This window comes from Streptomyces sp. NPDC037203 (assembly GCF_055605065.1).
Genome location: NZ_JBVJUC010000003.1, coordinates 766882 through 791801, shown reverse-complemented (window position 1 = coordinate 791801; position 24920 = coordinate 766882). Strand labels below are relative to the sequence as shown.

The window sequence follows — 24920 nt, the reverse complement described above, 5'->3', positions numbered from 1 at the left end:
GCCGTGCGTCTCACCCGAACCCTGCGCACCGCCGCCTGCGCCGGTGCCGCGCTGCTGCTCGCCGCCGCCTGCGACTCCTCCGGCTCCACCTCGGCCACCGGCCTCAACCCGCCCGATCTGAAGGCCCCCACGAAACTCGGCAGGACCGAGGGGCAGGTCAACCTGATCGCCTGGGCCGGCTATGTGGAGGACGGCTCGAACGACCCGAGGATCGACTGGGTCCACGACTTCGAGTCGCGGACGGGCTGCCAGGTCCACTCCAAGGTCGCCGCCAGCTCGGACGAGATGGTCAAGCTGATGAAGACCGGCGAGTACGACGCCGTGTCCGCCTCCGGTGACGCCTCCCTGCGCCTGATCGCCTCCGGCGACGCGGCCCCCGTCAACACCGATCTCGTGCCCAACTACAAGGATGTCTTCAGCGGGTTGAAGAACGGCGCCTGGAACTCGGTGGACGGGAGGATGTACGGCATCCCGCACGGCCGGGGCGCCAATCTGCTGATGTACAACACCGAGAAGGTGAAGCCCGCGCCCACCTCCTGGTCCGCGGTCTTCGAGGGCGCGTCCAGATACAAGGGGCACGTGACCGCGTACGACTCGCCGATCTACATCGCCGACGCGGCCCTCTATCTCAAGGCCACCAGGCCGGAGTTGAAGATCAAGGATCCGTACGCGCTGGACCAGAAGCAGTTCGACGCGGCCGTGGCCCTGCTGAAGAAGCAGAACGCGGACGTCGGCGAGTACTGGGGCGACTACCTCAAGGAGGTCTCCGCCTTCAAGAGCGGCGACTCGGTCGTCGGGACCACCTGGCAGGTGACCGCCAACCTCGCGGCCTCCGAGGGTGCCAAGGTCAAGGCGCTGGTGCCGAAGGAGGGTTCGACGGGCTGGTCGGACACCTGGATGGTCTCCAGCAAGGCCAAGCACCCCAACTGCGCCTACAAATGGCTGAACTGGATCGTCTCCCCCAAGGTCAACGCCGAGGTCGCCGAGTACTTCGGCGAGGCTCCGGCCAACTCCAGGGCGTGCGCGCAGACGTCGGACAAGAACTTCTGCACGGTCTACCACGCGGCCGACGAGAACTACTGGAAGCGGATCGCCTTCTGGAACACCCCGATCGAGCAGTGCCTGGACGGCCGCACGGACGTGAAGTGCGTGCCCTACGCCAAGTGGGTGCAGGCCTGGACCGAGATCAAGGGCTGACCGGTGGCGAGCGAAGCGACCGCCGCGGAACGGGCCTCGGGGATACGGCGGCTCGCCGGGGCCCTGCACCGCCGGCCCCGGCTGCGTCTGACCCTGCTCCTCACCGCGCCGCTCCTGTGGCTGATCGTCCTGTATCTGGGCTCGCTCGCGGTGCTGTTCGCCTCCGCGTTCTGGACCACCGACTCCTTCACCTCCCAGGTGGTGAAGGTCTGGTCGGCGGACAACTTCCACCAGTTGGTGACGGTGCCGGTGTTCCGCGAGGTGATCGTGCGCAGCGTCGGCGTCGCGCTGGCGGTGACCGTGCTGTGCGCGCTGATCGCCTTCCCGGTCGCCTTCTACACCGCGCGGGTGGCCCCACCGCGCCGGCGCCCGCTGCTGGTGGTCGCCATCCTCACCCCGCTGTGGGCGAGTTACCTGGTCAAGGTGTACGCGTGGCGGCTGATCCTGTCGAGGGGCGGGCTCGCCGACTGGCTGCTCGCACCGTTCGGGACCGGCGGCCCCGGATTCGGGCTGCCGGCCACCGTGCTCACGCTGACGTACCTGTGGCTGCCGTACATGATCCTGCCGATCCACACCGCGCTCGAACAGCTCCCGGCACGGCTGCTCGACGCGTCGGCGGACCTCGGGGCCCGTGCGGGGCGCACCTTCCGTTCGGTGGTGCTGCCGATGGTGCTGCCGTCGGTGGCGGCGGGCTCGGTGTTCACCTTCTCGCTGAGCCTCGGCGACTACATCACCGTGCAGATCGTCGGCGGCAAGACGCAGCTGATCGGCAATCTCGTGTACTCCAACATCGAGTTGAACCTGCCCATGGCCGCCGCGCTCGGCACCGTCCCCGTGCTCGTGATCGTCCTGTACCTGCTGGCGATCCGCCGCACCGGCGCCCTGAGCAGCCTGTGACCGGCCCCCGTGCCGGCCTCCGGAGAGGATGAGCGACGTGCATCTCACCCGCAGTGCGCGCATCGCCCTGCGCATCGGCGCCGGGCTCGGTTTCGCGGTGATCTACGTCCCGCTGCTGCTGGTCCTCGCCAACTCGCTGAACCCGGACCGCAGCGCGAGCTGGCCGCCGCCGGGGGTGACCGGGCGCTGGTGGTCGGCGGCCCTGCACGACTCGGGCGCCCGGCACGCCCTGTGGGTGTCGGTGAAGGCGGGGCTCGGGGCGACCGCGATCGCGCTGGTCCTCGGCACGCTGATCGCGTTCGCCGTGGCCCGGCACCGCTTCTTCGGCCGGGGCACGGTGTCGTTCGTGGTGGTGCTGCCGATCGCGCTGCCCGGCATCGTCACGGGCATCGCCCTCAACTCGGCCTTCAGTACGGTGCTCCAGCCGCTCGGGGTGGGTCTCGGGCTGTTCACGGTGATCGTCGGGCATGCCACGTTCTGCATCGTCGTGGTGTTCAACAACGTGGTGGCCCGGCTGCGGCGGACGACGGGCTCGTACGAGGAGGCGGCGATGGACCTCGGCGCGACCAGCTTCCGCGCCTTCGTGGACGTCACCTTCCCGCTGGTGCGCTCGGCGCTGCTGGCCGGTGCGCTGCTGTCGTTCGCACTGTCCTTCGACGAGATCGTGGTCACCACGTTCACGGCGGGACCCGGCATCGAGACCCTGCCGATCTGGATCTTCGACAACATGACGCGGCCCCAGCAGGCACCGGTGGTCAATGTGGTGGCCGCCGTGCTGGTGCTGCTGTCGGTGGTGCCGATCTATCTGGCGCAGCGGCTGTCGGCGGACACCGCGACCTCCAGCCGGGTGTGAGCCGGGGGCCGGACACGCGCGGGTGCGGGCCGGTCCGGGTGTGGCGCCCGCCGTGATGGAACCCTGCGGCCCATGAGCAACCCTCCGAGCGTGAACAGCTATGTCGACCGGGTCACCGCGGGTCCCGGCGGAGCGATGACGGACGAGGCCGGCATCATCACCGGCGACCTCACCGTGGCCACGGTCCTGCGGTCCGACGGCCGCAGTGCGCGCGTCGCCGTGCAGCACTTCGGCGGTGACACCTGGTACACCCTCACCGGCAGCCCGGCGCCCGTCCCCGAGGGGCGGCTCGCCGCCTATCACCGGGATCTGCTGGGCCGTATCCGCCGAGGTGGCGGCACCTGCGCGACCTGACGTCCAGTCATCTCCGGGCGGCGAGCGAACAGTTGATTCTTTCATGAACATGCAAAAGGCGGCTCCCGCACCTTGACCGGAGTTTGGTCCAGACCAATTATGGCCTAGACCAGCAGCCCCGGCCGGGCCCTGCCGTGCGACACCCCCCGCTCGATCGACTGTCGTTCGCCAACCGGGAGTACCCGATGACACGTCCGAGATCCGTACGCGCCCTGCTCACCGGCGTGGCCACCCTGGCCGCGTCCGCGGGGCTGGCCCTGGGCATCGGGGGTACCGCACACGCGGCGACCCCGCTGCCCGCGCATGTCTTCGCCCCCTACTTCGAGGCCTACAACGGCGAGAGCCCCGCCGCGCTCGCCCAGTCCTCCGGCGCCAAGTACCTCACCATGGCGTTCATCCAGACCGAGAAGAAGGGCTCCTGCACGCCCTACTGGGACGGCGACACCAGCACGCCCATCGCCTCCTCGGTCTACGGCTCCGACTTCAGCACCATCCGCTCGCGCGGCGGCGACGTCATCCCCTCGCTGGGCGGATACGCCGCCGACGACGGCGGCACCGAGATCGCCGACAGCTGCACCAGCGTCGACTCCATCGCGGCCGCCTACGAGAAGATCATCACCACGTACGACGTCTCCCGGCTCGACATGGACGTCGAGGACAACTCGCTGACCAACCAGGCCGGCATCGACCGCCGCAACCAGGCCATCAAGAAGGTCCAGGACTGGGCCGCCGCCAACGGGCGCTCGGTGCAGTTCTCGTACACCCTGCCCACCACCACGACCGGGCTCGCCGACAGCGGGCTCGCGGTGCTGCGCAGCGCCAAGAACGCGGGCGCCAAGGTGGACGTCGTCAACCTCATGACGTTCGACTACTACGACGGCGCCACCCATCACATGGCCACCGACACCCAGACGGCCGCGACCGGCCTGCACGGCCAGCTCGCCTCGCTGTACGCGAACCTGTCCGACAGCCAGCTGTGGAACATGATCGGCGTCACCGAGATGCCCGGCATCGACGACTACGGCGCGGCCGAGACCTTCACCACCGCCGACGCCCCGGCGGTGTACGACTGGGCGGTCTCCAAGGGCATCAACACCCTCTCCTTCTGGGCGCTCCAGCGCGACAACGGCGGCTGCCCCGGCACCGGCGGCTCCGACAGCTGCTCGGGCATCAGCCAGGACACCTGGTACTTCACGCACACCTTCGCGCCGTTCTCGGGCGGTACGACCACCCCGCCGGCCAACGATTTCTCCCTCGCCCTCTCCCCCGCCTCCGCCGCCGTCGATCCCGGCGCCTCCACGACGGCGACCGTGAAGACGTCGGTGGCCTCGGGCAGCGCGCAGTCCGTGGGGCTGACGGTCAGTGGGGCGCCGAGCGGGGTGACCGCGACGCTGAGCCCCACGTCGGTCACCGCCGGCGGCAGCTCCACGCTCACCGTGAAGACGACCGCCGCCACCGCGCCGGGCACCTACTCGCTGACCGTCACCGGCACGGCGGGCTCGGCCACGCACAGCTCCACCTTCAGCCTGACCGTGAACGGGTCCGGCGGCACCCCGACGGCACTCGCCAACGGCGGCTTCGAGAGCGGCTCGCTGTCGCCCTGGACCTGCGACAGCGGGGCCGCGGTGGTCTCCTCCCCGGCGCACAGCGGCAGCCACGCGCTCCAGACCGCGCCGACCTCCTCCTCGACCGGCCAGTGCGCCCAGACCCTCACCCTCAAGCCGAACACGTCGTACACGCTCAGCGGCTGGGTGCAGGGGTCATACGCCTACCTCGGCGCGAGCGGGGGCGCGACGGCCAGCACCTGGACCTCGTCCTCCTCCTGGCAGAAGCTGACGGTGCCGTTCACCACCGGCTCCTCCGGCACGGTCACCGTGTACGTGCACGGCTGGTACGGCCAGGGCACCGTCTACGCCGACGACCTCGCCCTGTCCTGACCCGTCCCTTCCCGCGGCTGGGCCCGTCCGGTGAGCGCACCGGACGGGCCCAGCCGTCTGCCCCCGGCGACGCGCGGCGATCTTCCGATGGCTGAGAGAGGCTGTGGGTGAGACTCCTCGGGACGAGACGACCGCAGGCAGGGGAGACGGGCGTGATCGGACTGGCCGCGGTGTTCGCCGTCGCGGGCGCGGCGAGCAACGCCGTGGGCACCGCGTTCCAGCGCAAGGCCGCCTCCGCGAGCGACCGCGGCGGGATCCGGCTGCTCGCGGAGCTGGTGCGCCGGCCGTTCTGGATGATCGGCATGGCCGGTGTGATCTGCGCGGCCCTGTTCCAGAGCCTGGCCCTGGTCAACGGTCCGCTGGCGCTGGTGCAGCCGCTGTTCATCCTGGAGCTGCCGTTCGCGCTGCTGGTGGCCGCCCCGCTGATGCACCGGCGGCTGCCCCGCTCGGGTTGGTGGGGCGTGGCGAGCTGTGTGGCGGGGCTCGCCGTACTGCTGATCGCGGCCGCGCCGCACGGAGCGACCGACCAGGCCCCGCTCACCCGCTGGGTCCCGGCACTGTGCCTGTGCGTCGGCGCGATGGCCGCCGCCGTGCTCCTCGCCACCCCCGGCAGCCCGGCGGCCCGGCGTGCCGCCCTGCTGGCCGCCGCGTCCGCCACGGGCAACGCGCTGACCGCCGCGCTGCTGAAGTCGGCCTCGGGCACCTTTGCCGACGAGGGTTTCCAGGCGTTCCTGCGTTCCTGGCAGACGTACGGCTTCGCGCTCGCCGGGGTGGCCGCCGTCCTGCTCCTGGAGAACGCGCTCCAGGCGGGTCCGCTGGTCGCGGCCCAGCCCGCGCTGACCATCGGCGACGCGGTGGTGAGCCTGGCCCTCGGCATCGCCCTGTTCCACGAGCGGATCCGCACGGGCTGGTGGCTGGTGCCGGAGGCGTGCGGGGCGCTGGTGATCGTCGCGGGCGTGCTGGTGCTGAGCCGGGCGGTGCAGCGGATCGCGATCGTGCCGGTGCCGACCGCGGAGGAGATCGAGAGCTGACCGGCCCCAACTCCGGCTCCGTCTCCGTCTCCGTCTCTGAAGTATGAATATCCTTTATGCACCACGCCGCGATAAATGAGCCCGCTCATATGCTTATCGTCCATATTATGCGTCGCGTCGGGCGGATCGAACGCCCCGGTCGAGGAGGCGATGGCGTGGCGACGCAGGGAATCAGCCGCCGGAGTGTGGCGCGCCTGGGCCTCGGTGCGGGACTCGGCGTGGCGGCCGCCGCGCTGAGCGGATGCGACGGCGGTGGATGGGGCCTCGGCTCCGGCGGACCCGGCGGGCAGCAGCAGGCGCCCCGGCCGATCGGCGACGGCTCGACCGCCTATACCGGACGCCAGCCGAACCAGCCGGACGCGCCCACCCCGCTGGAGCCGGGCGAGACTCCGCCGCAGTTCGTGGTGTTCTCCTGGGACGGCGCGGGCGAACTCGGCACCGGACTCTTCCCGCGCTTCCTGGAACTCGCGCGCGAGCACGACGCCCGTATGACCTTCTTCCTCTCCGGCCTCTACCTGCTGCCGGAGGACAAGAAGCGGCTGTACCGGCCGCCGAACAACCCGGTCGGCGCCTCGGACATCGGCTATCTCACGAACGCGCACATCAAGGAGACCCTGAAGTACGTCCGCCAGGCATGGCTCGACGGGCACGAGATCGGCACGCACTTCAACGGGCACTTCTGCGAGGGCTCCGGATCGGTGGCCGACTGGACCCCGGCGCAGTGGCGCTCGGAGATCGAGCAGGCCCGGACCTTCGTCACGACCTGGCGCACCAACACCGGCTGGCACGACGAGCCGCCGCTGCCCTTCGACTACGACAAGGAACTCGTGGGCGGCCGCACCCCCTGTCTGCTCGGCCAGGAGAACCTGCTGCCGACCGCCCGCGCGCTGGGCTGGCGGTACGACGCCTCGTCACCGGGCGGGGTGCAGCGCTGGCCGCGGAAGCGGAACGGCGTGTGGGATCTGCCGTTGCAGGGCATCCCGTTCCCCGGACGCAGCTTCGAGGTGCTGTCCATGGACTGGAACATGCTGGCCAACCAGTCCCTGAACTCGACGCGCGCGCCGTCGTACAACTACCCCTACTGGCGGGCCCAGACTTCGCAGGCGTACCTGGCGGGATTCGACCGGGCCTACGAGACCAACCGCGCGCCGCTGTTCATCGGCAACCACTTCGAGCAGTGGAACGGCGGCATCTACATGGACGCGGTCGAGGAGGCGCTGCGGCAGATCGCCGGGCGGCCGGAGGTGCGGCTCGTCTCCTTCCGGCAGTTCGTCGACTGGCTCGACGCCCAGGACCCGGCGATCCTCGCGCAACTGCGCACCCTGGAGGTGGGCGAGAAGCCAGCCGACGGCTGGAATTCGTACCTGCGCCCGGCCAAGTAGGGGCGGACCACGGTGTCCAGGGTGGCCAAGACGCTCTGTCCACCGTTCCGACGCGCTGTCCGCCCTGCCGACGCACTGTCCACCGTTCCGGTGTCCGCGCCCGCCGGATGGCCCAGCCGGGTACAGATGGTGCCTGGATACGGCGCGCAGCAGGGTACAGGCTCATAGGTATGCACAGCACTCAGAACACCGAGACATCCGGCCCGGCCTCCGCCGGGCTGCTGGCCGGCAAGGTCGCCTTCGTCACCGGCGCCGGGCGCGGCATCGGCGCGGCGGCGGCGCGACTTTTCGCACGGGAGGGCGCACGGGTGCTGCTCGCCGCGCGTACGGAGGACCAACTGGCGGCGGTGGCCGAGGAGATCCGGGCGGCGGGCGGCACCGCGGACCACGTGGTCTGCGACCTCTCCGACGGGGCGAGCGTGCGCGCCGCCGTGGACCGCGCGGTGGAGCGGTTCGGCCGGCTCGACGTCGCGTTCAACAACGGGGCGACGATCCAGCGGCCCGGCCCCATGGACGAGTTTCCGGAGGCCGACCTCGACTGGATCTACACGGTGAACATGAAGGGCGTCTGGCTGGCCATGGCCGCCGAGGTGGCCGCCATCCGGGCGAGCGCCGGGACCGGAGCCATCGTCAACAACTCGTCGGTGGGCAGCCTGCGCGGGAATCCCGAGCTGCCCGCCTACGCGGCGACGAAGCGCGCGGTGAACAGCCTGACCGCGTCGGCCGCCGTGACCTACGGCCCCGAGGGCATCCGCGTCAACGCGATCGCGCCGGGCTTCACGCTGACGGAGATGACCCAGACCTGGGAGGCGGACTCGCCCGGTGTGTCGGAGCGGATCACGGCGGGGATCCCGCTGGGCCGGCCGGCCGCCCCGGAGGAGATCGCCGAGGCCGCCGCGTGGCTGCTCAGCGACCGGTCCTCCTTCGTGACCGGCACGGTGCTCAGGGTCGACGGGGGCGCCCGCGCCTGATCCGGGTCCTCGTCAGCCGAGGCCCAGGACGCTCATCGTGCGCTCGGCCATACGCTGCTCGCCGAGCGCGTTGGGGTGCACCGGCACGATGTTCGACCCGAACAGCAGCGGCTCGATCCACCGGGTGCCCGAGGGCTGGCAGGCGTCGTGTCCGTCGGACGCCTGCGAGAAGTCCACGTAGGTGGCCCCGGTCTCCTGGGCGGCGCGCTGCACCACGGAGTTGAGGTGGGCCTGGAGGGCGCGCAGGTACGGGATGTCGCCGGAGGCGATGGGCAGCTTGACGAAGCAGGACGCCTCGAAGGCGGTGGGCACGATCCACGGATAGCCCAGCACCGCCACACGGGCGTGGGGTGCCTTGGCCCGCAGGGTGGTCAGGGCACTCTTCAGCGCGGGATAGGTGTTGGCGTCGATCGCGTCGTCGAAGGACGTGCCGTACTTGTCCTTGCAGGGGTGGCCGAACCCGGCACTGAGGACGCCGGCGGTGCCGCAGTCCACGATGGCGTTCAGGAAGGTGCTGTTGTCGTTGCCGCCGATGGTCAGCGTCACCAGGTCGGTGTTCGCGTTCACCGCGTCCAACTGCGGTGCCACGCCGGGATACTGGGACTGGGTGAAGTCCTTGGTCTCGGCGCCGCCGCAGGTGACGTCGGTCAGCGAGGCGCCGGTCGCCTGCGCGAGGACGTGCGGGTAGTTCACCGTGGAGCGCAGGCAGAGCAGATTGCTGGTGTCGACGGGCGTGACACCCGAGCCGGCGCTGTAACTGTCGCCAAGGGCCGCGTAGTTGAGCGGCGTCGCCGCATGAGCGGGGGCGGCGGTGAGGCCGAGGGCCAGCGTGCCGGCGAGTGCGGATGCCGCGGCGGCGGCACGGCGCAGGGCAGGGGTGGGCATAGGGAGTGCTCCCTCTTCTACGCGACGGGTGTGGGGCAGGGGGTATCGCCGGCCGCCGGGGCGCTGCGTGGGGTGCGCACGACGAGGGCCGTGGAGCAGGGAGTTGCGGGTACTACCAGCGAGTTCTACCGCTAGGTAATGTGCGGGCAGCTGATCGCCGAGTCAACATTGCGGACCGAAGTTCTTGAAATGCTCATGAAACGTGAGTGACAAATAGCCGTGACACGCAGGGGACTTGGCGTCGGCATGGATCATTCGAGCACGAACGCCGCCGAGAGCGGTGGACCGGCGGCCGCCGGTTCCGTCGTGTCGGCGCCCGGCCCCTCGCCGGTGCCGGACGGCCGCGCACGGATACGGCGCTCGAGAGCCGATCCTCTCGGCGCTGACCTGCGGGAACGGGGATAGAGTGCGGAGTGCGGCGAATTCTCGGCGGCATCCTCCCGCACCTCGCCGCACCGGTGTTCCCTTTGTCGAAAGGACGACCATGGACCAGTCCTCCCCCGCGCCGACCGTGGAGCGCGTGGACGCACGGCACCGTTACGAGATCCTGGTGGGCGGCGAGCGCGCCGGCCTGACCGCCTACCGCGACCGGGGCGAGCAGCGGGTCTTCTTCCACACCGAGATCGACGACGCCCACGCCGGGCAGGGCCTGGCCGGACGACTGGTCGAGTACGCCCTCACCGACGTGCGCGCACTCGGCAAGCGGATCGTGCCGGTGTGCCCGTACGTCGCCGGGTTCCTGAAGAAGCACGAGGAGTTCGCGGACATCACGGACGAGGTGACCCCCGAGATCCTGAGCTGGCTCGATTCCCAACTCGGCTGAGCCGCGGCGCGCAACTCCCGCCCGGTGCGCGGGCCTTGCCATCCCCGCCCGGCGATGGCAAGATCCGTCCAGCTCGAACAGCAGCCATCCGGTTGCCGTTTCTCCCTCCGAAGGACTGAAGTCCATGGTTTCGGCGTCCCGCAGCGGCCGCCGTCGGAACTGAGCCCTCTGCCCCACGGCAGCGCGCTCCCCGTTCCCACGCTCTCCTCACGGCGGCCCGACGTCGCGGTGTCCCGCACACCGCCGCCTCGCTCACCGAGGCGCTCCCCCGTACGCACGACCGCTTTCACCGTGAGGACTTCTCAGCGTGCACACCGATGTCCAGAGCTTTGCCGTCGCCCATCTCCTGCGCCGCCCGGCGGCCTGCCGGGTGGGCGGCTTCGTCGTGGGATTCGATCCGGCCACGACGAGCCCGTACGTCAACTACGCCACCCCCGTTCCGGGCGCCGGACCCACCGACGCGGACGTGGCGGACCTGATCGACGCGTTCCGCTCCCGCGGACTCGTACCCCGGCTGGAATTCGCCCCGGACGCCGCCCCGGCGGTCGAACCGGCGCTCCGGCGGGCCGGATTCACCACGGAGGCGGTGCACGAATACCTGGTCTGCACCCCCGCGACACTCACCGTCCCGCGGTCCTCGCCGGAACCGGGGGCCGGCATCCGGGTGGAGACGCCGGTCACCGACGGGGACTACGTCGCCATCGACACCGCGCTCGCCGAGGCGTTCGGCGGCGCATGGGCCCCCTCCCCGCAGGGCGCGGCCCGGCTGCGGCGCACCGAGGAGGGCGGCGGCGCGGTCCGCTTCGTCCGGGCCGGGGACGGGACCTGTGCGGGCGGTGCGCTGTGCTCCGCGCCCGCCGAGGGCACCGCGGAGCTGGCGGGCGTCGGCACCCTGCCCGCGTACCGGGGCCGGGGCATCGCCGCGGCGGTCACCGCGAGCCTGGCCGGGACGCTGTTCGGCCGGGGGGCCCGGAGCGTATGGCTGGAGTACTCGGGCGAGGGCTCACGCCGCGTATACGAACGCGTGGGCTTCCGGCCCGGCGGCACCCGGCTGTATCTGACGCACCGGGGGTGAGGGGATCCATCAGGGCAGCGGGTTGTCCTTGACGAAGCGCTCGGGCCGCACCGGCACGGTCGCGTTGGAGGTGGCGAGCACCGGCGAACCGCTCCGCAAGGCCACGTCCGAGGTCTCCGACGGCTGGACCGGCCGCCTCGCCGCCTCCTGCTCCACCGGCGGGGGAACGGCGCGGTCGCCGGCGAGCGGTTCCGCTCACAGCTGCCGCCGCACCCCCGCCTCCCGCTCCGCCTGCTCCAACTGCGTGGCGAGGTCGCCCTGGAGGGATGTACGGGCCCGGCCGCGGCGGCCCAGGGGCAGGACCGTGCGCTGGGCGGTGTCCTCCAGGAGCAGGGCGAAGCCGCCGTACAGGGCGAACGCGGAGAGGAGGACGCCGAGCCAGCCGGCCGCGGTCTGCAGGGCGGGTCCGGCACCGGCGTCGTACGCGCCCGTCAGGGCGAAGCGGCACGCTCCGATCAGCAGGAGCACACCGAAGAGTGGTTTGCCGGGGAGCGCGGCGACGAAGAGGAGCAGCATCAGCGGGGCGACGGCCAGCACGAACACCGCGAGAGTCGGGCTGCGCCGGCCGGCTGGTCCGAGCAGGGTGACCAGCGCCGTGCCCGCCCAGGTGGCGCCGAGGACGCACAGGGCGCAGGCGGCGCCGCCGTCGCGGGCGAGGAAGGCGAGCGTGCCGGCGAGCAGCTCCAGGGGCACCGCGAAAACCAGGATCAGCAGCATCAGCGGCGCCGTCTGGGCCACCGGCACCCAGTGCAGCTGCTGGGCGGACAGCAGCACGCTGCCGGTGCCGAAGGCGAAGAAGCCCAGCGGCAGGCTGCTGGCCAGCGGCCTGAGCATGATCCTGGTCAGATCCTCGGGGCGCGGCGGCCCGCTCGCCGGGTCGTGCGTCCCCGCTCCTGGTGGCGGCATCCGGATCACTCCGTCCCTCGGGCCCGTGCCGTGCGTCCACGTCACGGAGTACCCCTTCGCGTCCGGTGCGTACGCCCCCGCTGCCGGAGCGCAGGTCCGGGCGTTGTCGCGGAATTGTCCGCGAACGGTAACAGCGGGAGCGCGGGCGGCCCGCCCGCCGTCCTGCCAGGTGCGGTGCAGGAGACGAGAGCCGGGGACACGGCGGGAAGCAGGGGGCGGGACATGGCGCGGCACGCGGGGCGGGGCTGGTACGGCCGGGTGATCGGAGCGGCGGTCGGGGTGACGGCGATGGCGGCCGCCGCCTCGGTGTGGACCGCGCAGGCGGGGCAGAACCACTCCCCGGCGGCGCCGGCCCAGCACACCGCGCCCAAGACGGTGGCCGTATCGCCCGTCATCGCCCACTCCTCCGACGGCGGCGCGCACGCCGTCAACATCACCATCGACGACGGCCCCGACCCGACCTGGACCCCGCAGGTGCTCCAGGTGCTGCGGGAGAACGGTGTCAAGGCGACGTTCTGCATGATCGGCCCTCAGGCGCAGGCGCATCCGGACGTCGTCAGGCAGGTGGTCGCGGCCGGGCACCGGCTGTGCGACCACACGGTGTCGCACGACACCGGCATGGACCACAAGTCCGAGTCCTACCAGTCGCAGCAGATCCTGGACGCCGAGCGGCAGATCACCGAGGCGTCCGGGGGCGTGCGCCCGATGTACTACCGGGCGCCGGGCGGCGCGTTCACGCCGTACAGCCGCAAGCTCGCGGCGGCGCACGGGATGCGGCCGCTGGGCTGGAACGTGGACTCCAAGGATTTCGACCGGCCGGGCACGGCCGCCATCCTCGCCACCGTCAAGAGCGAGCTGCCCAACGGGCCCACCCTGCTCTTTCACGACGCGGGCGGCGACCGCTCGCAGACCGTGGCCGCGCTGCGCACCCTGCTGCCGTGGCTGAAGCAGCAGGGCTACGGCTTCGGCTTCCCCGTGCGCTGAACCGGGCACCGGTCGATGTACCGGCCGGTGAACCCCCGGAAAATTCTTGGCCACCGAACACCCCGGACGGGTGTTCGGTTCCCTCCGGGTGTCTACGATGAGGCCGTTCCGCCGGTGCGCAAAGCGTCCCGCGGACCGCTGCGTACGTCGTCCGGAAAGGCTCAGCATGCCGTTGCCCCGCCTCGGCACGCGGTCGCGTCGTCTCCGGACGGCGCCGGCCGTGTTCCTCGTCGTCGCCGTGGTGCTCGCGTCGGCGGCCCTGTGCACCGGCGGTTCCCGGCCGGAGAAGACCGCCGCCCGGCGCGTCGTCGTCGAGGTCTCCGAGAGTCACTGCGGCCGGGGCTGGACCCGGCCCGAGCCCGGAGTGCAGACCTTCGACCTGCACAACACCTCCGACGGCGCCGCCGAGGTCTATCTGGAGGATCCGGCCACCCACGCCGTGTACGGCGAGGTGGAGGGCGTCGGCCCCGGCACCACACGGCAGTTGACGGTCCGGGTGGGCGAGGGCGCGTACGCGTTCATGTGCGTGCCCGACGACGCGGACGCCGTCACCGGTCCCACCGTCCACGTCACCGGCGGGCGGCGCGGCCCGGGCGCCGTGCCGGTCACCGAGCACGATCTGATCCCGCCCGCGCTCGCCTACCAGAAGTGGGTGGGCGGCGGACTCGCCACCGCGGTACGGCTCTCGGCCGAGCTGAAGGACGCGATCGACCGCGGCGACCTCGCCGCCGCCCGCGCGGCCTGGCTGCCGGCGCACCTCCAGTACGAGCGGCTCGGCGCGGCGTACGACGCGTTCGGCGACGCCGACGGAAAGATCAACGGCACCGACGCCGGACTGTCCCGCGGGGTCCACGACAAGGACTTCACCGGGTTCCACCGCATCGAGTACGGCCTGTGGCACGGCGAGCCGGCGAGCGGGTTGCGCGCCCCGGCGGCTGCCCTGGTCACGGCGCTCACCGGACTGCGCGACAGCTGGGCGCAGAGCCGGATGGACCCCGCCCAGCTCGGGCTGCGCGCGCACGAGATCCTGGAGAACACCGTGCAGTTCGAGCTGACCGGCCGCACCGACTACGGCAGCGGCAGCAATCTCGCCACCGCCCGCGCCAATCTCGACGGCACCCGCGAGGTACTGTCCCGGCTGCGTCCGCTGCTCACCACCCGGTACGCCGATCTGCCGGAGCTGGACCGGGAGTCGACGCGCGCCGGGCAGATCCTCGACGGGTTCCGGCACGGCGGGCACTGGACCGCGCTCGGCGGTCTGACCCGCGCCCAGCGGGAGCGGACCGACTCCGTGCTCGACGGCCTCGTGGAGCGGCTGGCGTCGGTGGCGACCCTGTGCGACCCCCGGAGGACCGTGTGAGCACCGCCGAACGACCGAATGGACTCGCCCGGCGCGGCTTTCTGCGCGGCGCGGCCCTCGCCGGTGCGGGACTCGCCACCAGCGCCGCCGCACCCGAACCGGCCGAGGGCGCACCGGTGTCCGCCCTCGCCCCGTTCCACGGCGTCCACCAGGCGTCGGCGATCGCGGCCCCCCGCCGTACCTGTGTGTTCGCCGCGCTCGACGTGACCGCCGAGAGCCGTGCCGAACTCGGCGACGTGCTGCGCACGTTGACCGAGCGGGCGCGGCTGCTCACCACGGGCGGCAGCCCGGACCCGGTGGGCGTCACCGGGCCCCCCGCCGACTCGGGCATCCTCGGCGACCGGCCGCCCGGCGGGCAGCTGGCCGTCACCGTGGGCGTGGGCGCCTCGCTGTTCGACGACCGGTTCGGGCTGAGCGCGCGCCGGCCCAGGCTGCTGACCGCCATGCCGGCCTTCCCCGACGACGATCTCAAGGCCGAGTGGTGCCACGGCGATCTCAGCCTCCAACTGCACGCCGACGACCCGGACGTCACCCTGCACGCGCTGCGCGACATGACCCGGCACACACGCGGCGGCCTCCAGGTCCGCTGGCGGATGGACGGCTTCGCCAGCCCGCCCAGGCCCTCCGGCACTCCGCGCAATCTGCTGGGGTTCCGGGACGGCACCGCCAACCCGGATACCACGAGCGCCCGCGAGATGGACCGACTGGTCTGGGTGGGGCGGGACTCGGGCGAGCCGGACTGGGCCGTCGGGGGCAGCTACCAGGTCGTACGGCTGATCCGGATGCTGGTGGAGTTCTGGGACCGGGTCTCGCTCGGCGAGCAGGAGCGGATGATCGGCCGGTCCCGCTCCTCCGGGGCGCCGCTGGACGGCGACCGCGAGCACGACGTGCCGCGGTACGCCGACGACCCCAAGGGCGACGTCATCCCGCTGGACGCGCACATCCGGCTGGCCAACCCGCGCACCCCGGCCACCGCCCGGCAGCGGCTGCTGCGCCGCGCCTACAACTACGACCGGGGTATGGACGCCAACGGCAACCTGGACATGGGCCTGCTGTTCTCCTGCTACCAGCAGGACGTTGTACGGCAGTTCGAGACCGTGCAGCACCGGCTGGCCGGCGAGCCGCTGACCGACTACATCAGCCCGTTCGGCGGCGGCTACTTCTTCGCGCTGCCCGGTGTGCGCGATGTCCAGGACTGGTACGGACGCGCCCTGTTCGCCTGACGTGTCCACTCCTTCAGCGAACCGGTCCGGGCCATTTTCCCTGGCCACGCGGGCAGTTCAGCCGAACCTGTCCGGACAACCCGGCGGCCCGCTCGGTCAACACACCGTCAAGTTTTCCCACAGGTTCCCTGACTCGGTGTTCACCCGCACGACATCATTGCTCCGCCATCGTGCCCCGCAAGGCGCGCAGCATGCCTGCTCGTACACCGCACAGACGTTCTGTCCAAAGGGGTAGACCACCATGGCCAGCAGAGGAAGACGAGCCGCGATGCGCAGCCTGGGCGCGCTCGCGGGGGTCGCGGCGCTCACCGCGCTCGGCAGCAACGCGCCCGGCTGGGCGGCGACGTCCGCCCACGGTCACGGGTCCTCGTCGACCGCGACGCCGATCAAGCACGTCGTCGTGCTTTTCGACGAGAACATCTCCTTCGACCACTACTTCGCCACGTACCCGAAGGCCGCCAACACCGACGGCACGAAGTTCACCGCGTCGAAGCACACCCCGAAGGACATCGACACCCTCGCCAACGCCGGGCTGCTCAAGCACAACCCGAACCAGTACGCGCCGAAGCGCCTGTCGCCGTCCCAGGCGCTGACCTGCGACCAGAACCATTCCTACGGCCCGGAGCAGTACGCCTACAACGGCGGCAGGGCCGACCAGTTCGTGCAGAACACCGAGGTCGACAAGTGCAGCGGCGGCCTGTTCGGCGAGCCGGGCCTGGCGATGGACTACTACGACGGCAACACCGTCACCGCGCTGTGGAACTACGCCCAGCACTACACGCTGAGCGACCGCGCCTACAGCTCCAACTACGGGCCGTCCACCCCCGGCGCCCTCAACCTGGCCTCCGGCAACACGCACGGCGTGGTCTCCATCGACCCGGCCACCGGCAAGCAGACCGCCAAGCCGGACTCGTACACGGTCCAGTCGCCGGACGCCAACGGTGTCGGCACGGTCGTCAACGACCCCGACCCGGCCTGGGACGACTGCTCTGACAAGGACCACACCAGCAGCAACGCGCTGGCGTCGATGCAGGGCAGGAACGTCGGTGACCTGCTCAACGCCAAGAAGGTGTCCTGGGGCTGGTTCCAGGGCGGCTTCCGTCCGTCGACCGCGTGGAACGGCCAGTCGGGCTCGTACGCCAAGTGCGACACCACGCACACCAACGTGGGCGGCGCGGCCGCGGTGGACTACAGCCCGCACCACAACCCGTTCTCGTACTACAAGTCGACGGCCAACCCGCACCACCTGCCGCCGAAGTCCGTCTCCGAGATCGGCCACAGCGGTCAGGCCAACCACAACTACGACCTGACCGATTTCTCCGCCGCGCTCAAGGCGGGCAAGCTGCCGTCCGTCAGCTTCCTCAAGGCCGGCGAGTACCAGGACGGCCACGCCGGGTACTCGGACCCGCTCGACGAGCAGCACTTCCTGGTCGGCGAGATCAACGCCATCCAGAGCTCGCCGCAGTGGAAGTCCACCGCGATCGTGGTCGCCTACGACGACTCCGACGGCTGGTACGACCACGCGTTCGTCGCCCCGCGCAACGGCTCGACCGACACCTCGGTCGGCTCCAACGGCAAGGCCACCGACAGCCCGGCCTGCCAGCAGGGCCCGAAGGCGGCCGGCGGCTACGCGGACCGCTGCGGCCCCGGCACCCGGCAGCCGCTGCTGGTCATCTCGCCGTACAGCAAGGTGAACAAGGTCGACCACACGCTGACCGACCAGGCGTCCATCACCCGCTTCATCGAGGACAACTGGCACACCGGCCGCATCGGTGACGCCTCGTTCGACGCGAAGGCCGGCTCGCTCCGCGGGATGTTCGACTTCCGGCACCCGAACGACAAGCAGGTGCTGCTGAACACCGACGGCTCGGTGAAGTCCGTCGGCCCGATCAGGCACGTCGCCCCGGTGCACACCAGCATCACGCCCGGCCCGGCCCTCCAGAACGCCGCCGACACCACGGACGCGTCCTTCCCGGCCCTCCCGGTCGGTCTCGGCGTCGGTGCCCTGCTGGCCGCCGGTCTGACGGGCACGTACTTCACGATGCGCCGCCGTCAGCAGGCCTGACGACAGCGAGCCCACCGTGTGTGCCCCCCGGTCGCCGGCCGGGGGGCACACCCCTGTCCGCGCCGGAAAACCAGTGGTCAGGGCCCCGGCCGTGCTGCTGGGATGGCGTGATGCGAAGCGAGATCCCGATGACCGTGGACCGGGGCGCCTTCCCGGACGCGGTGACGCCGTGGGAGCAGGAGTCCTGGCGGGCCGCGGCCCTCGACTGGGTCCGGGAGCGGCTGGCCGGGCACGGTCTGCGCGGGGACGGCGCGCTGCGGGTGCGGCTGCGGCCGTGGTCGGTGCTGGTGCGGGTGCCCGTGGCCGGGCGGGAGGCGGTCTGGTTCAAGGCGAACCCGCCATCCGCCGCCTTCGAGGGCCCGCTGACCGCCGCGCTGGCCCGCTGGGTGCCCGGACATGTGCTTAAGCCGCTGGCCGTGGACGCGGGGCGCGCCTGGTCGCTGCTGCCGGACGGCGGCGATCTGTTCCGGCAGGTGCTGGCGCAGGAGCCGGTCGGACCGGAGGTCTGGGAGGACCTGCTGCGCCAGTACGCGGGTGTGCAGCGCGCCCTGACGCCGTACGCCGGGGAACTGGAGCGGCTGGGGGTCCCGGCGGCCCGCACCCCGGATCTGCCGGAGGTGTTCGACCGGTTGCTGGCGGCGGACACCGCGCTCGACGCCGGGGCACGCGTCCGGGTGGCGGCCGTACGGCCCCGGCTCGTGGACTGGTGCGCCGAACTCGCCGCGCTCGGCATCGAGGACACCCTCGACCACGCGGATCTGCACGACGGGCAGCTGTTCAGGCCGGCGCCGGGCCGGTTCACGTTCTTCGACTGGGGGGACGCGGCCGTCTCGCACCCGTTCTGCAGCCTCCGGGTCACCGCCGAACAGGTCCGCGAGCGGTACGGCCCGCAGGCCCTGCCCCGGCTGCGCGACGCCTACCTGGAGCCCTGGACCGGCACCGGCCGGCCGGCCGCGGACCTGCGGCGGGCCGCGAGCCTCGCCTGGCGGCTCAGCTGCCTGGGCCGCGCCACCTCCTGGGGCCGGATGTTCCCCCATCCGGGACGCCCCGCACCCGGCGCCGCGCAGAGCGCCGAATGGCTGCTGGGCCTCCTCGACGAGCCGCCGATCTAGGGTCCTTCGTTGTCCCAGGGCCCTTCGTCCGGCCCCCGGACCCGGCATGATCCACACGAGCCGCCCTGGGCGCGCCGGAGCGCATGCGGCGCCCCGTCCCCGAGCGTGCCCGCCGGGGGCGGCGGGGGCGGTGCGGTGTCCCGGCGGGTTGCGCCACCGGCGGGACCGCGCCGACCCTGGAGCGATGACGCATCCGGGAGACGGCGTGGCCCCGGCGGACGGCCACGATTTCGGCCGGCGGCGGTTCCTGGCCCTGTGCGCGGGCGCGGGGCTCGGTACGGCCGCCGCGTGCACGGCCGCGCCGACGAGGTCCCGGAGCGGCGGGACCCGGCCGGAGTCGGAGCGCGACGCGCCGGGCACCGCGGCCTGGCGGCTCGGCCCGACCGGCCCGCCGGACGCGGTGAGCGGCTATGCGGACCGGGTGAGCGTGACGCCGGGCGAGACCTTCGGCCTGCACGTGTCGACCACCGCGGCGACGTTCCGGGTCTCGGCGTTCCGCGTCGGCTGGTACGGCGGCGCCGGAGCCCGGCGGATCTGGGCCTCGGGCCGGATACCCGGCCGGGCGCAGGCCGCCCCTCGGGTGCTGCCCGCCACCCGTACCGTGCGCGCCGACTGGCCTCTCGCGCTGCCCGTGGACACCACCGGCTGGCCGGAGGGCGCCTATCTGCTGCGCCTGGAGGCGGACACCGGACACCAGCGGTACGTCCCGTTCGTGGTCCGCTCCACCGACGGCGCGGGCCGCACGGTCCTGCTCCACGCCCCCGCTACCTGGCAGGCGTACAACCGCTGGGGCGGCGCCAGCCTGTACGCCGGAGCGGACGGCGCGTACACCACCCGGTCCCTCGCGGTCGGTTTCGACCGGCCCTACGACGGCAGCGGTGCGGAGAAGTTCCTGACCTACGAGCGGGCGCTGGTGGTGCTCGCCGAGCGCCTCGGCATCCCGCTCGCGTACAGCACGGGTACCGACGTCCACCGGGACCCCGGAGTGCTGCGGGGCGCGCACGCCGTGGTCTGCGCGGGGCACGACGAGTACTGGACGCCCGAGCAGCGCGCCCATGTCACCGCCGCGCGGGACGCCGGAACGAACCTCGCCTTCCTCGGCGCGAACACCTGCTTCCGCCGGGTGCGGCTGGAGGCCGGGGAGAGCGCGGGGGATCGTACGGTGGTCTGCTACAAGAGCGACTACCGCGCGGACCCGTGCTATCCGTCCGCCCCGGCACGGGTCACCACCGACTACCGGCTGCCGCCCGGCGCCGACCCCGAGTCCGCGCTCACCGGCGTGTTCTACGAGGGCTACCCCGTGGACGCGCCGTATGTCGTACGGGCGCCGGACCACTGGGCCTACGAGGGCACCGGCGTCCGTGCCGGGGAGGGCTTCGCGCATCTGGTGGGCGTGGAGTACGACCGGGTCACCCCCGGCGCCCCCACGCCCGGCCCGCTGGAGATCACCGCGCATTCCCCCCTGGTGTGCGCGGGGCGGGCGAGCCACAGCGACTCGGCGTACTACACCACCCCCGCCGGGGCCGGGGTGTTCGCGACCGGCACCATGCGCTGGGTGGAGGGCCTGCTGGCCGGGACGGGCGAACTCGGCCGGGACCACGGGATGGACGCGCGCACCCGTGCCTTCGTCACCCGCACCACGGAGAACGTGCTGCGGATGTTCGCCCTGGGCCCGGCGGCCCGCCACGCGCCGCCGCCCGACGCCGACACCGGTGCGGTGTACGGCGGTTGACCGGCGCCCCGGTCAGCCCTCCTGCGCCCGCAACTGGTTCTGGCGGGCCTTGTTGAACAGGCGCCACAGATGCTTGGCCACGGCGCACGGCGCGGAGTCGGCCCGGCACTGGCGGCAGGCGCGGGTGTGCTGCTCGTACTGGATACGGGCGTCTTCTAAAGCGTCACTGACAGTAGACATGGACATCTCCGGGAAAGACATGACATCGGACGGCGCGCCGACTTGACTGGCCGATGCAACCATTCCCAAAGGTGATCATGTTACTGACAGTAATGACAACCGTGGTGCAACGACTGAACGCTCGGCAGCGAGCCCCGGCTCCGGGTTCGCATACGACGGCGCACTATTGCACACTGTTCGCAATAACTCAGCAAGTGCAGGAAGGGTGGGGCATGGGCTCTCCGATCGTCCTCGGTATCGAGTCGTCGTGCGACGAGACCGGCGCGGGACTCGTCCGGGACGGACGCCTGCTCGGGCACGCCGTGGCATCGAGCATGGACGAGCACGCGCGCTACGGCGGAGTGGTGCCCGAGATCGCCTCGCGCGCCCATCTGCACGCCCTGCGCCCGGTCGTCCGGAAGGCACTGGAGGAGGCGGGGCTGCTCCTGTCCGACATCGGCGCGGTGGCCGTCACCACGGGGCCGGGGCTGTCCGGCGCACTCCAGGTGGGACTGGCCGGCGCGAAGGGGCTCGCCTACGCGCTGGGCGTGCCGCTGTACGGCGTGCACCACCTGGCCGGGCATGTCGCCGCCGACACGCTGGAGCACGGCCCGCTGCCCGACCCCTGCGTGGTGCTGATCGTCTCCGGCGGCCACACCTCGCTCCTCCTCGTGCGCGACCTGGCCCGCGACCCCATCGCGCATCTCGGGGACACCCTCGACGACGCGGCCGGCGAGTGCTTCGACAAGGTCGCCCGCGTCTTCGGCCTGCCCTATCCCGGCGGCCCGGCTGTCGACCGGGCCGCGCGCGACGGGAATCCGCGCGCCGTCCCCTTCCCCCGGCCGCTCCCCGGCTCGTACGACTTCTCCTTCTCCGGCCTGAAGACGGCCGCCGCCCGCTGGGCGGAGTCCCACACGGGACCCGCCGGGCTGCCCGTGCCCGACGGGGCGGCGTCCTTGCAGGAGGCCATCGCCGACGTGCTGACCCGCAAGGCGGTCGCCGCCTGTACCGAGCACGGGGTCGGCACCCTGATCGTGGTCGGCGGGGTCGCCGCGAACTCGCGGGTGCGGTCGCTGGCCGAGGAGCGCTGCCGGGCGGCGGGAATCGCGCTGCGGGTACCGCCGCTGCGACTGTGCACGGACAACGGCGCGATGATCGCGGCCGTCGGCGACCTCCTCGTCCGGGCCGGTGCCGAGCCGGCACCGCTGGACGTGTCGATCGATCCTTCGGCTCCGCTGGAGTACGCGGCCCTGCATCCGGTCGTGCGGAACGCGGGCGCGGCATGACGGAGTTCCGTGCCCTCACCCGCGCGCGCCGGACTGACGGCCACGACGGTGTCACCGCGCGCCGCGAACGGTCGGGCGCCTCCCGCGAGCGCGGACCGGTGACGGCTGCCACGCCCGCAGCCGCAGGCTGTTGCCGACCACGAGCAGGGAACTGACGGACATCGCCGCCGCTGCGAACATGGGGGTGAGCAGACCGGCCATGGCGAGCGGCACGGTGACGACGTTGTAGCCGAACGCCCACAGGAGATTGGCGCGGATCGTGCCGAGCGCGGTGCGCGCGAGCCGTACCGCGTCCGCGAGTGCGTCGATGTCCCCATTCACCAGGGTCACGTCAGCCGCGCCGATCGCCGCGTCCGCGCCGCTTCCCATGGCGATGCCCAGGTCGGCTCCGGCCAGCGCCGCCGCGTCGTTGACGCCGTCACCGACGACGGCGACACGGTGTCCGCCGCCGCGCAGCCGTCGGACGAGGGCGGCCTTGGCCTCGGGAGTGCAGCGCGCGTGCACCTCGTCGATACCGAGGTGGGCGGCGACGGCGCGGGCAGGCGCCGCGCGGTCTCCGGTGGCGAGCACGGGGCGCACCCCCAGCCGCCGCAACCGGTCCACGGCCCGGTAGGCGCCGGGCCGCAGGACGTCCCCGATCTCGATCAGGGCCTCCTCGGCACCGTCCACCCGCACCACGACCGCGGTGTTCCCGGCGGCCTCGGCGGCCGGCAAGGCGTGCGCGAGCGGGGCCGGCAACTCGTCGTCCGGAGCGTGGACTTCGACCAGGCGACCGCCGATCCGGCCGCGTACGCCATGGCCCGGTACGGCGGTGAAGTCCCCTGCGGGCGGCAGCTCCCGACCGCCCGGATTCCGTGCGGCGTGGGCCGCGACGGCCCGGCCGAGCGGGTGCTCCGAGCCCTGTTCGAGGCCGCCGGCCAGCCGCAGCACCTCCGCGGAGCCCAGCCCGCCGGGCACCGAGGTGACCCGGACGACGCTCATCCGTCCCGAGGTCAGGGTGCCGGTCTTGTCCAGGACCACGGCGTCGAGATGCCGCAGCCCTTCGAGGGCCGCTGGGCCGCTGACGAGGACGCCGAGTTGGGCACCGCGTCCCGTCGCGGCCATCAGCGCGGTGGGCGTCGCCAGGCCCAGGGCGCACGGGCAGGCGACGACGAGCACGGCCACGCACGCGGTGATCGCGGCCTGGGGCTCCGCTCCGGCGCCGAGCCAGAATCCGAGCGTGGCGACCGCGAGGGCGAGCACCACTGGGACGAAGACACCCGCGACCTTGTCGGCCAGGCGCTGTGCCCGCGCCTTACCGCTCTGAGCTTCCGTCACCAGACTGGCGATGCGGGCGAGTTGGGTGTCCGTGCCGACGGCGGTGGCCCGCACCAGCAACAGACCCCCGGCGTTGACCGCGCCGCCGACGACCGGATCACCCGGACCGACCTCGACCGGTTCGCTCTCTCCGGTGACCAGCGCGAGATCGACGGCGGATCTGCCCTCGACCACGGCACCGTCCGTGGCGACCCGCTCACCGGGCCGCACGATGAACTCCTGCCCGGCCGTCAGTTCCCCGATCGGTACGCGTCTTTCTCCGTCGGCGTGCCGGACCGACACCTCCTTCACCGCGAGCTGGGCGAGGGAGCGCAGCGCGGCGCCGGTGCCCCGCCGGGCCCGCGCTTCGAGGAAGCGGCCCAGGAGGACGAACAGCGGTACGCCCGCGGCTGCTTCGAGGTAGATGTGTGCCGCGCCACCGGAGGCGGCGGGCATGAGGGTGAACGGCATCCGCATGCCGGGGCCGCCCGCCCCGCCGAGGAACAGCGCGTACGCCGACCAGGAGAAGGACGCCGTCACGCCCAGCGACACCAGCGTGTCCATGGTCGCCGCGGCGTGCCGCAGCCCCCGCACGGCGCGCACATGGAAGGGCCAGGCTCCCCAGACGGCGACCGGGGCCGCGAGCGCGAAGCTAAGCCACTGCCAGTCGCGGAACTGGAGGGCCGGCGCCATGGACAGGACCAGCACGGGCACGGCCAGCGCGGCCGTGCCGATCAGCCGTGCACGTTCCCGCCGCTCCTGTGCGCCGGGGCCGGCCTCGGCCTCCGCGGCCGCGGGTGCCAGGGGCGGCTCCGGCAACGCGGCTGTGTAGCCCGCCTGTTCGACACAGGTGATCAGCTGCTCGGGGCTCACCTCCGGCGGATGGCGGACGCGGGCCCGGCCGGTCGCCAGGTTGACGGTGGCGGTGACGCCGTCCAGTCGGGCGAGCTTCCTCTCGACCCGCGTCACACAGGCGGCGCAGGTCATGCCGCCGACCGTGAGATCGGTGACCATGTCCGGGGCCACGGGCTCGGCGGCCATCAGTCGCCGCTCCCGTGACTCATGTCCATACCGCCCGTGTCGCGCATGTCCATGCCTCCGTCGTGGCCTCCGGTTCCGCTCGGCGCGGGGCGGGTTCCGGGCAGGCCGGGGGCCATGGGGCCGACGGACGCGCCGACGGCCCAGGCGACCGCGAACACCGCCGCCAGCAGCATGAGGAAGCCGTACAGCACGAGGGGTGGGGGCGTCTTGCGTGCCCTCACGGCCGCGGGGTCCGCGGCGCGCGAGGGGGTCTGGTGCGTCAACCGAGTCTCCAGGGTGCGTCGTACGGCCGATTCCTGTCCCGCCGTACCACTCCAGATGTCGGACCCGCGCACCGCCGGGTTCCCGTGC

22 protein-coding genes are annotated in these 24920 nt (G+C 72.4%); 17 read left to right on the top strand and 5 right to left on the bottom strand.

The window, feature by feature from the left end; all coding sequences use genetic code 11:
• Positions 1-3: 3 nt before the first annotated feature.
• The 8 genes from ACZ7EC_RS12820 to ACZ7EC_RS12785 all read left to right on the top strand — a co-directional run bounded on the left by ACZ7EC_RS12820 (position 4) and on the right by ACZ7EC_RS12785 (position 8622).
• Entirely contained in the window at positions 4-1197 is a 1194-nt protein-coding gene (locus ACZ7EC_RS12820; RefSeq protein ID WP_471061714.1) for an ABC transporter substrate-binding protein, read from the top strand.
• A 3-nt stretch (positions 1198-1200) separates the two neighbouring features.
• Positions 1201-2094 (top strand): ABC transporter permease, encoded by an 894-nt coding sequence (locus ACZ7EC_RS12815; protein WP_471061711.1) that lies wholly within the window; start codon positions 1201-1203, stop codon positions 2092-2094.
• 37 nt (positions 2095-2131) lie between these two features.
• Positions 2132-2947 carry an ABC transporter permease gene (locus ACZ7EC_RS12810; protein ID WP_471062061.1) on the top strand — a complete coding sequence of 272 codons (816 nt, stop codon included), beginning with the start codon at positions 2132-2134 and terminating at the stop codon, positions 2945-2947.
• A 72-nt stretch (positions 2948-3019) separates the two neighbouring features.
• The gene (locus ACZ7EC_RS12805; protein ID WP_471061708.1) at positions 3020-3301 is read left to right on the top strand and encodes a hypothetical protein; all 282 of its coding nucleotides are present in this window, start codon (positions 3020-3022) and stop codon (positions 3299-3301) included.
• A gap of 185 nt (positions 3302-3486) precedes the next feature.
• A complete protein-coding gene (locus ACZ7EC_RS12800; RefSeq protein ID WP_471061705.1) occupies positions 3487-5238 on the top strand; it encodes a carbohydrate binding domain-containing protein in 1752 nt (583 codons plus the stop codon).
• Between the two features lie 152 nt (positions 5239-5390).
• Positions 5391-6269, top strand: coding sequence for a DMT family transporter (locus ACZ7EC_RS12795; protein ID WP_471061702.1), 879 nt, complete (start codon positions 5391-5393; stop codon positions 6267-6269).
• 185 nt (positions 6270-6454) lie between these two features.
• Positions 6455-7651, top strand: a complete 1197-nt coding sequence (locus tag ACZ7EC_RS12790) for a polysaccharide deacetylase family protein (RefSeq protein WP_471062059.1) — start codon at positions 6455-6457, stop codon at positions 7649-7651.
• Positions 7652-7821: 170 nt separating this feature from the next.
• The gene (locus tag ACZ7EC_RS12785; protein ID WP_471061699.1) at positions 7822-8622 is read left to right on the top strand and encodes an SDR family NAD(P)-dependent oxidoreductase; all 801 of its coding nucleotides are present in this window, start codon (positions 7822-7824) and stop codon (positions 8620-8622) included.
• A gap of 12 nt (positions 8623-8634) precedes the next feature.
• Here ACZ7EC_RS12785 and ACZ7EC_RS12780 read toward each other — a convergent pair whose 3' ends face one another.
• The gene (locus ACZ7EC_RS12780; protein WP_471061697.1) at positions 8635-9507 is read right to left on the bottom strand and encodes an SGNH/GDSL hydrolase family protein; all 873 of its coding nucleotides are present in this window, start codon (positions 9505-9507) and stop codon (positions 8635-8637) included.
• Positions 9508-9991: 484 nt separating this feature from the next.
• Here ACZ7EC_RS12780 and ACZ7EC_RS12775 point away from each other — a divergent pair, with 484 nt between their 5' ends.
• Positions 9992-10330, top strand: a complete 339-nt coding sequence (locus ACZ7EC_RS12775) for a GNAT family N-acetyltransferase (RefSeq protein WP_471061695.1) — start codon at positions 9992-9994, stop codon at positions 10328-10330.
• Positions 10331-10637: 307 nt separating this feature from the next.
• Positions 10638-11405 (top strand): GNAT family N-acetyltransferase, encoded by a 768-nt coding sequence (locus ACZ7EC_RS12770; RefSeq protein ID WP_471061692.1) that lies wholly within the window; start codon positions 10638-10640, stop codon positions 11403-11405.
• Between the two features lie 195 nt (positions 11406-11600).
• Here ACZ7EC_RS12770 and ACZ7EC_RS12765 read toward each other — a convergent pair whose 3' ends face one another.
• Complete coding sequence (locus ACZ7EC_RS12765; RefSeq protein WP_471061689.1) at positions 11601-12356, bottom strand: acetate uptake transporter family protein; 756 nt, start codon at positions 12354-12356, stop codon at positions 11601-11603.
• A 177-nt stretch (positions 12357-12533) separates the two neighbouring features.
• Between ACZ7EC_RS12765 and ACZ7EC_RS12760 the strand changes: the two genes are divergently transcribed.
• The 6 genes from ACZ7EC_RS12760 to ACZ7EC_RS12735 all read left to right on the top strand — a co-directional run bounded on the left by ACZ7EC_RS12760 (position 12534) and on the right by ACZ7EC_RS12735 (position 20787).
• Positions 12534-13295 (top strand): polysaccharide deacetylase family protein, encoded by a 762-nt coding sequence (locus tag ACZ7EC_RS12760; protein WP_471061686.1) that lies wholly within the window; start codon positions 12534-12536, stop codon positions 13293-13295.
• Positions 13296-13461: 166 nt separating this feature from the next.
• A complete protein-coding gene (locus ACZ7EC_RS12755) occupies positions 13462-14655 on the top strand; it encodes an EfeM/EfeO family lipoprotein (RefSeq protein WP_471061684.1) in 1194 nt (397 codons plus the stop codon).
• The gene (gene efeB, locus ACZ7EC_RS12750; RefSeq protein ID WP_471061681.1) at positions 14652-15878 is read left to right on the top strand and encodes an iron uptake transporter deferrochelatase/peroxidase subunit; all 1227 of its coding nucleotides are present in this window, start codon (positions 14652-14654) and stop codon (positions 15876-15878) included. The genes ACZ7EC_RS12755 and efeB overlap by 4 nt, the downstream gene beginning before the upstream one ends.
• A 241-nt stretch (positions 15879-16119) precedes the next feature.
• Complete coding sequence (locus ACZ7EC_RS12745; RefSeq protein ID WP_471061679.1) at positions 16120-17943, top strand: phospholipase C; 1824 nt, start codon at positions 16120-16122, stop codon at positions 17941-17943.
• A gap of 110 nt (positions 17944-18053) precedes the next feature.
• Entirely contained in the window at positions 18054-19055 is a 1002-nt protein-coding gene (locus tag ACZ7EC_RS12740; RefSeq protein ID WP_471061676.1) for a phosphotransferase, read from the top strand.
• 184 nt (positions 19056-19239) lie between these two features.
• Positions 19240-20787, top strand: coding sequence for a N,N-dimethylformamidase beta subunit family domain-containing protein (locus tag ACZ7EC_RS12735; protein WP_471061673.1), 1548 nt, complete (start codon positions 19240-19242; stop codon positions 20785-20787).
• Positions 20788-20799: 12 nt separating this feature from the next.
• Here the strand turns inward: ACZ7EC_RS12735 and ACZ7EC_RS12730 are convergent, their stop codons facing one another.
• Positions 20800-20967: a hypothetical protein gene (locus ACZ7EC_RS12730; RefSeq protein WP_471061670.1), complete on the bottom strand. Its 168-nt coding sequence runs from the start codon at positions 20965-20967 to the stop codon at positions 20800-20802.
• Positions 20968-21179: 212 nt separating this feature from the next.
• Between ACZ7EC_RS12730 and tsaD the strand changes: the two genes are divergently transcribed.
• On the top strand, positions 21180-22232 hold the full coding sequence (gene tsaD, locus ACZ7EC_RS12725) for a tRNA (adenosine(37)-N6)-threonylcarbamoyltransferase complex transferase subunit TsaD (protein ID WP_471061668.1): 1053 nt from the start codon (positions 21180-21182) through the stop codon (positions 22230-22232).
• A gap of 51 nt (positions 22233-22283) precedes the next feature.
• Here tsaD and ACZ7EC_RS12720 read toward each other — a convergent pair whose 3' ends face one another.
• The gene (locus ACZ7EC_RS12720) at positions 22284-24569 is read right to left on the bottom strand and encodes a heavy metal translocating P-type ATPase (protein WP_471061666.1); all 2286 of its coding nucleotides are present in this window, start codon (positions 24567-24569) and stop codon (positions 22284-22286) included.
• Entirely contained in the window at positions 24569-24832 is a 264-nt protein-coding gene (locus ACZ7EC_RS12715; RefSeq protein ID WP_471061663.1) for a hypothetical protein, read from the bottom strand. The genes ACZ7EC_RS12720 and ACZ7EC_RS12715 overlap by 1 nt, the downstream gene beginning before the upstream one ends.
• Positions 24833-24920: the final 88 nt, after the last annotated feature.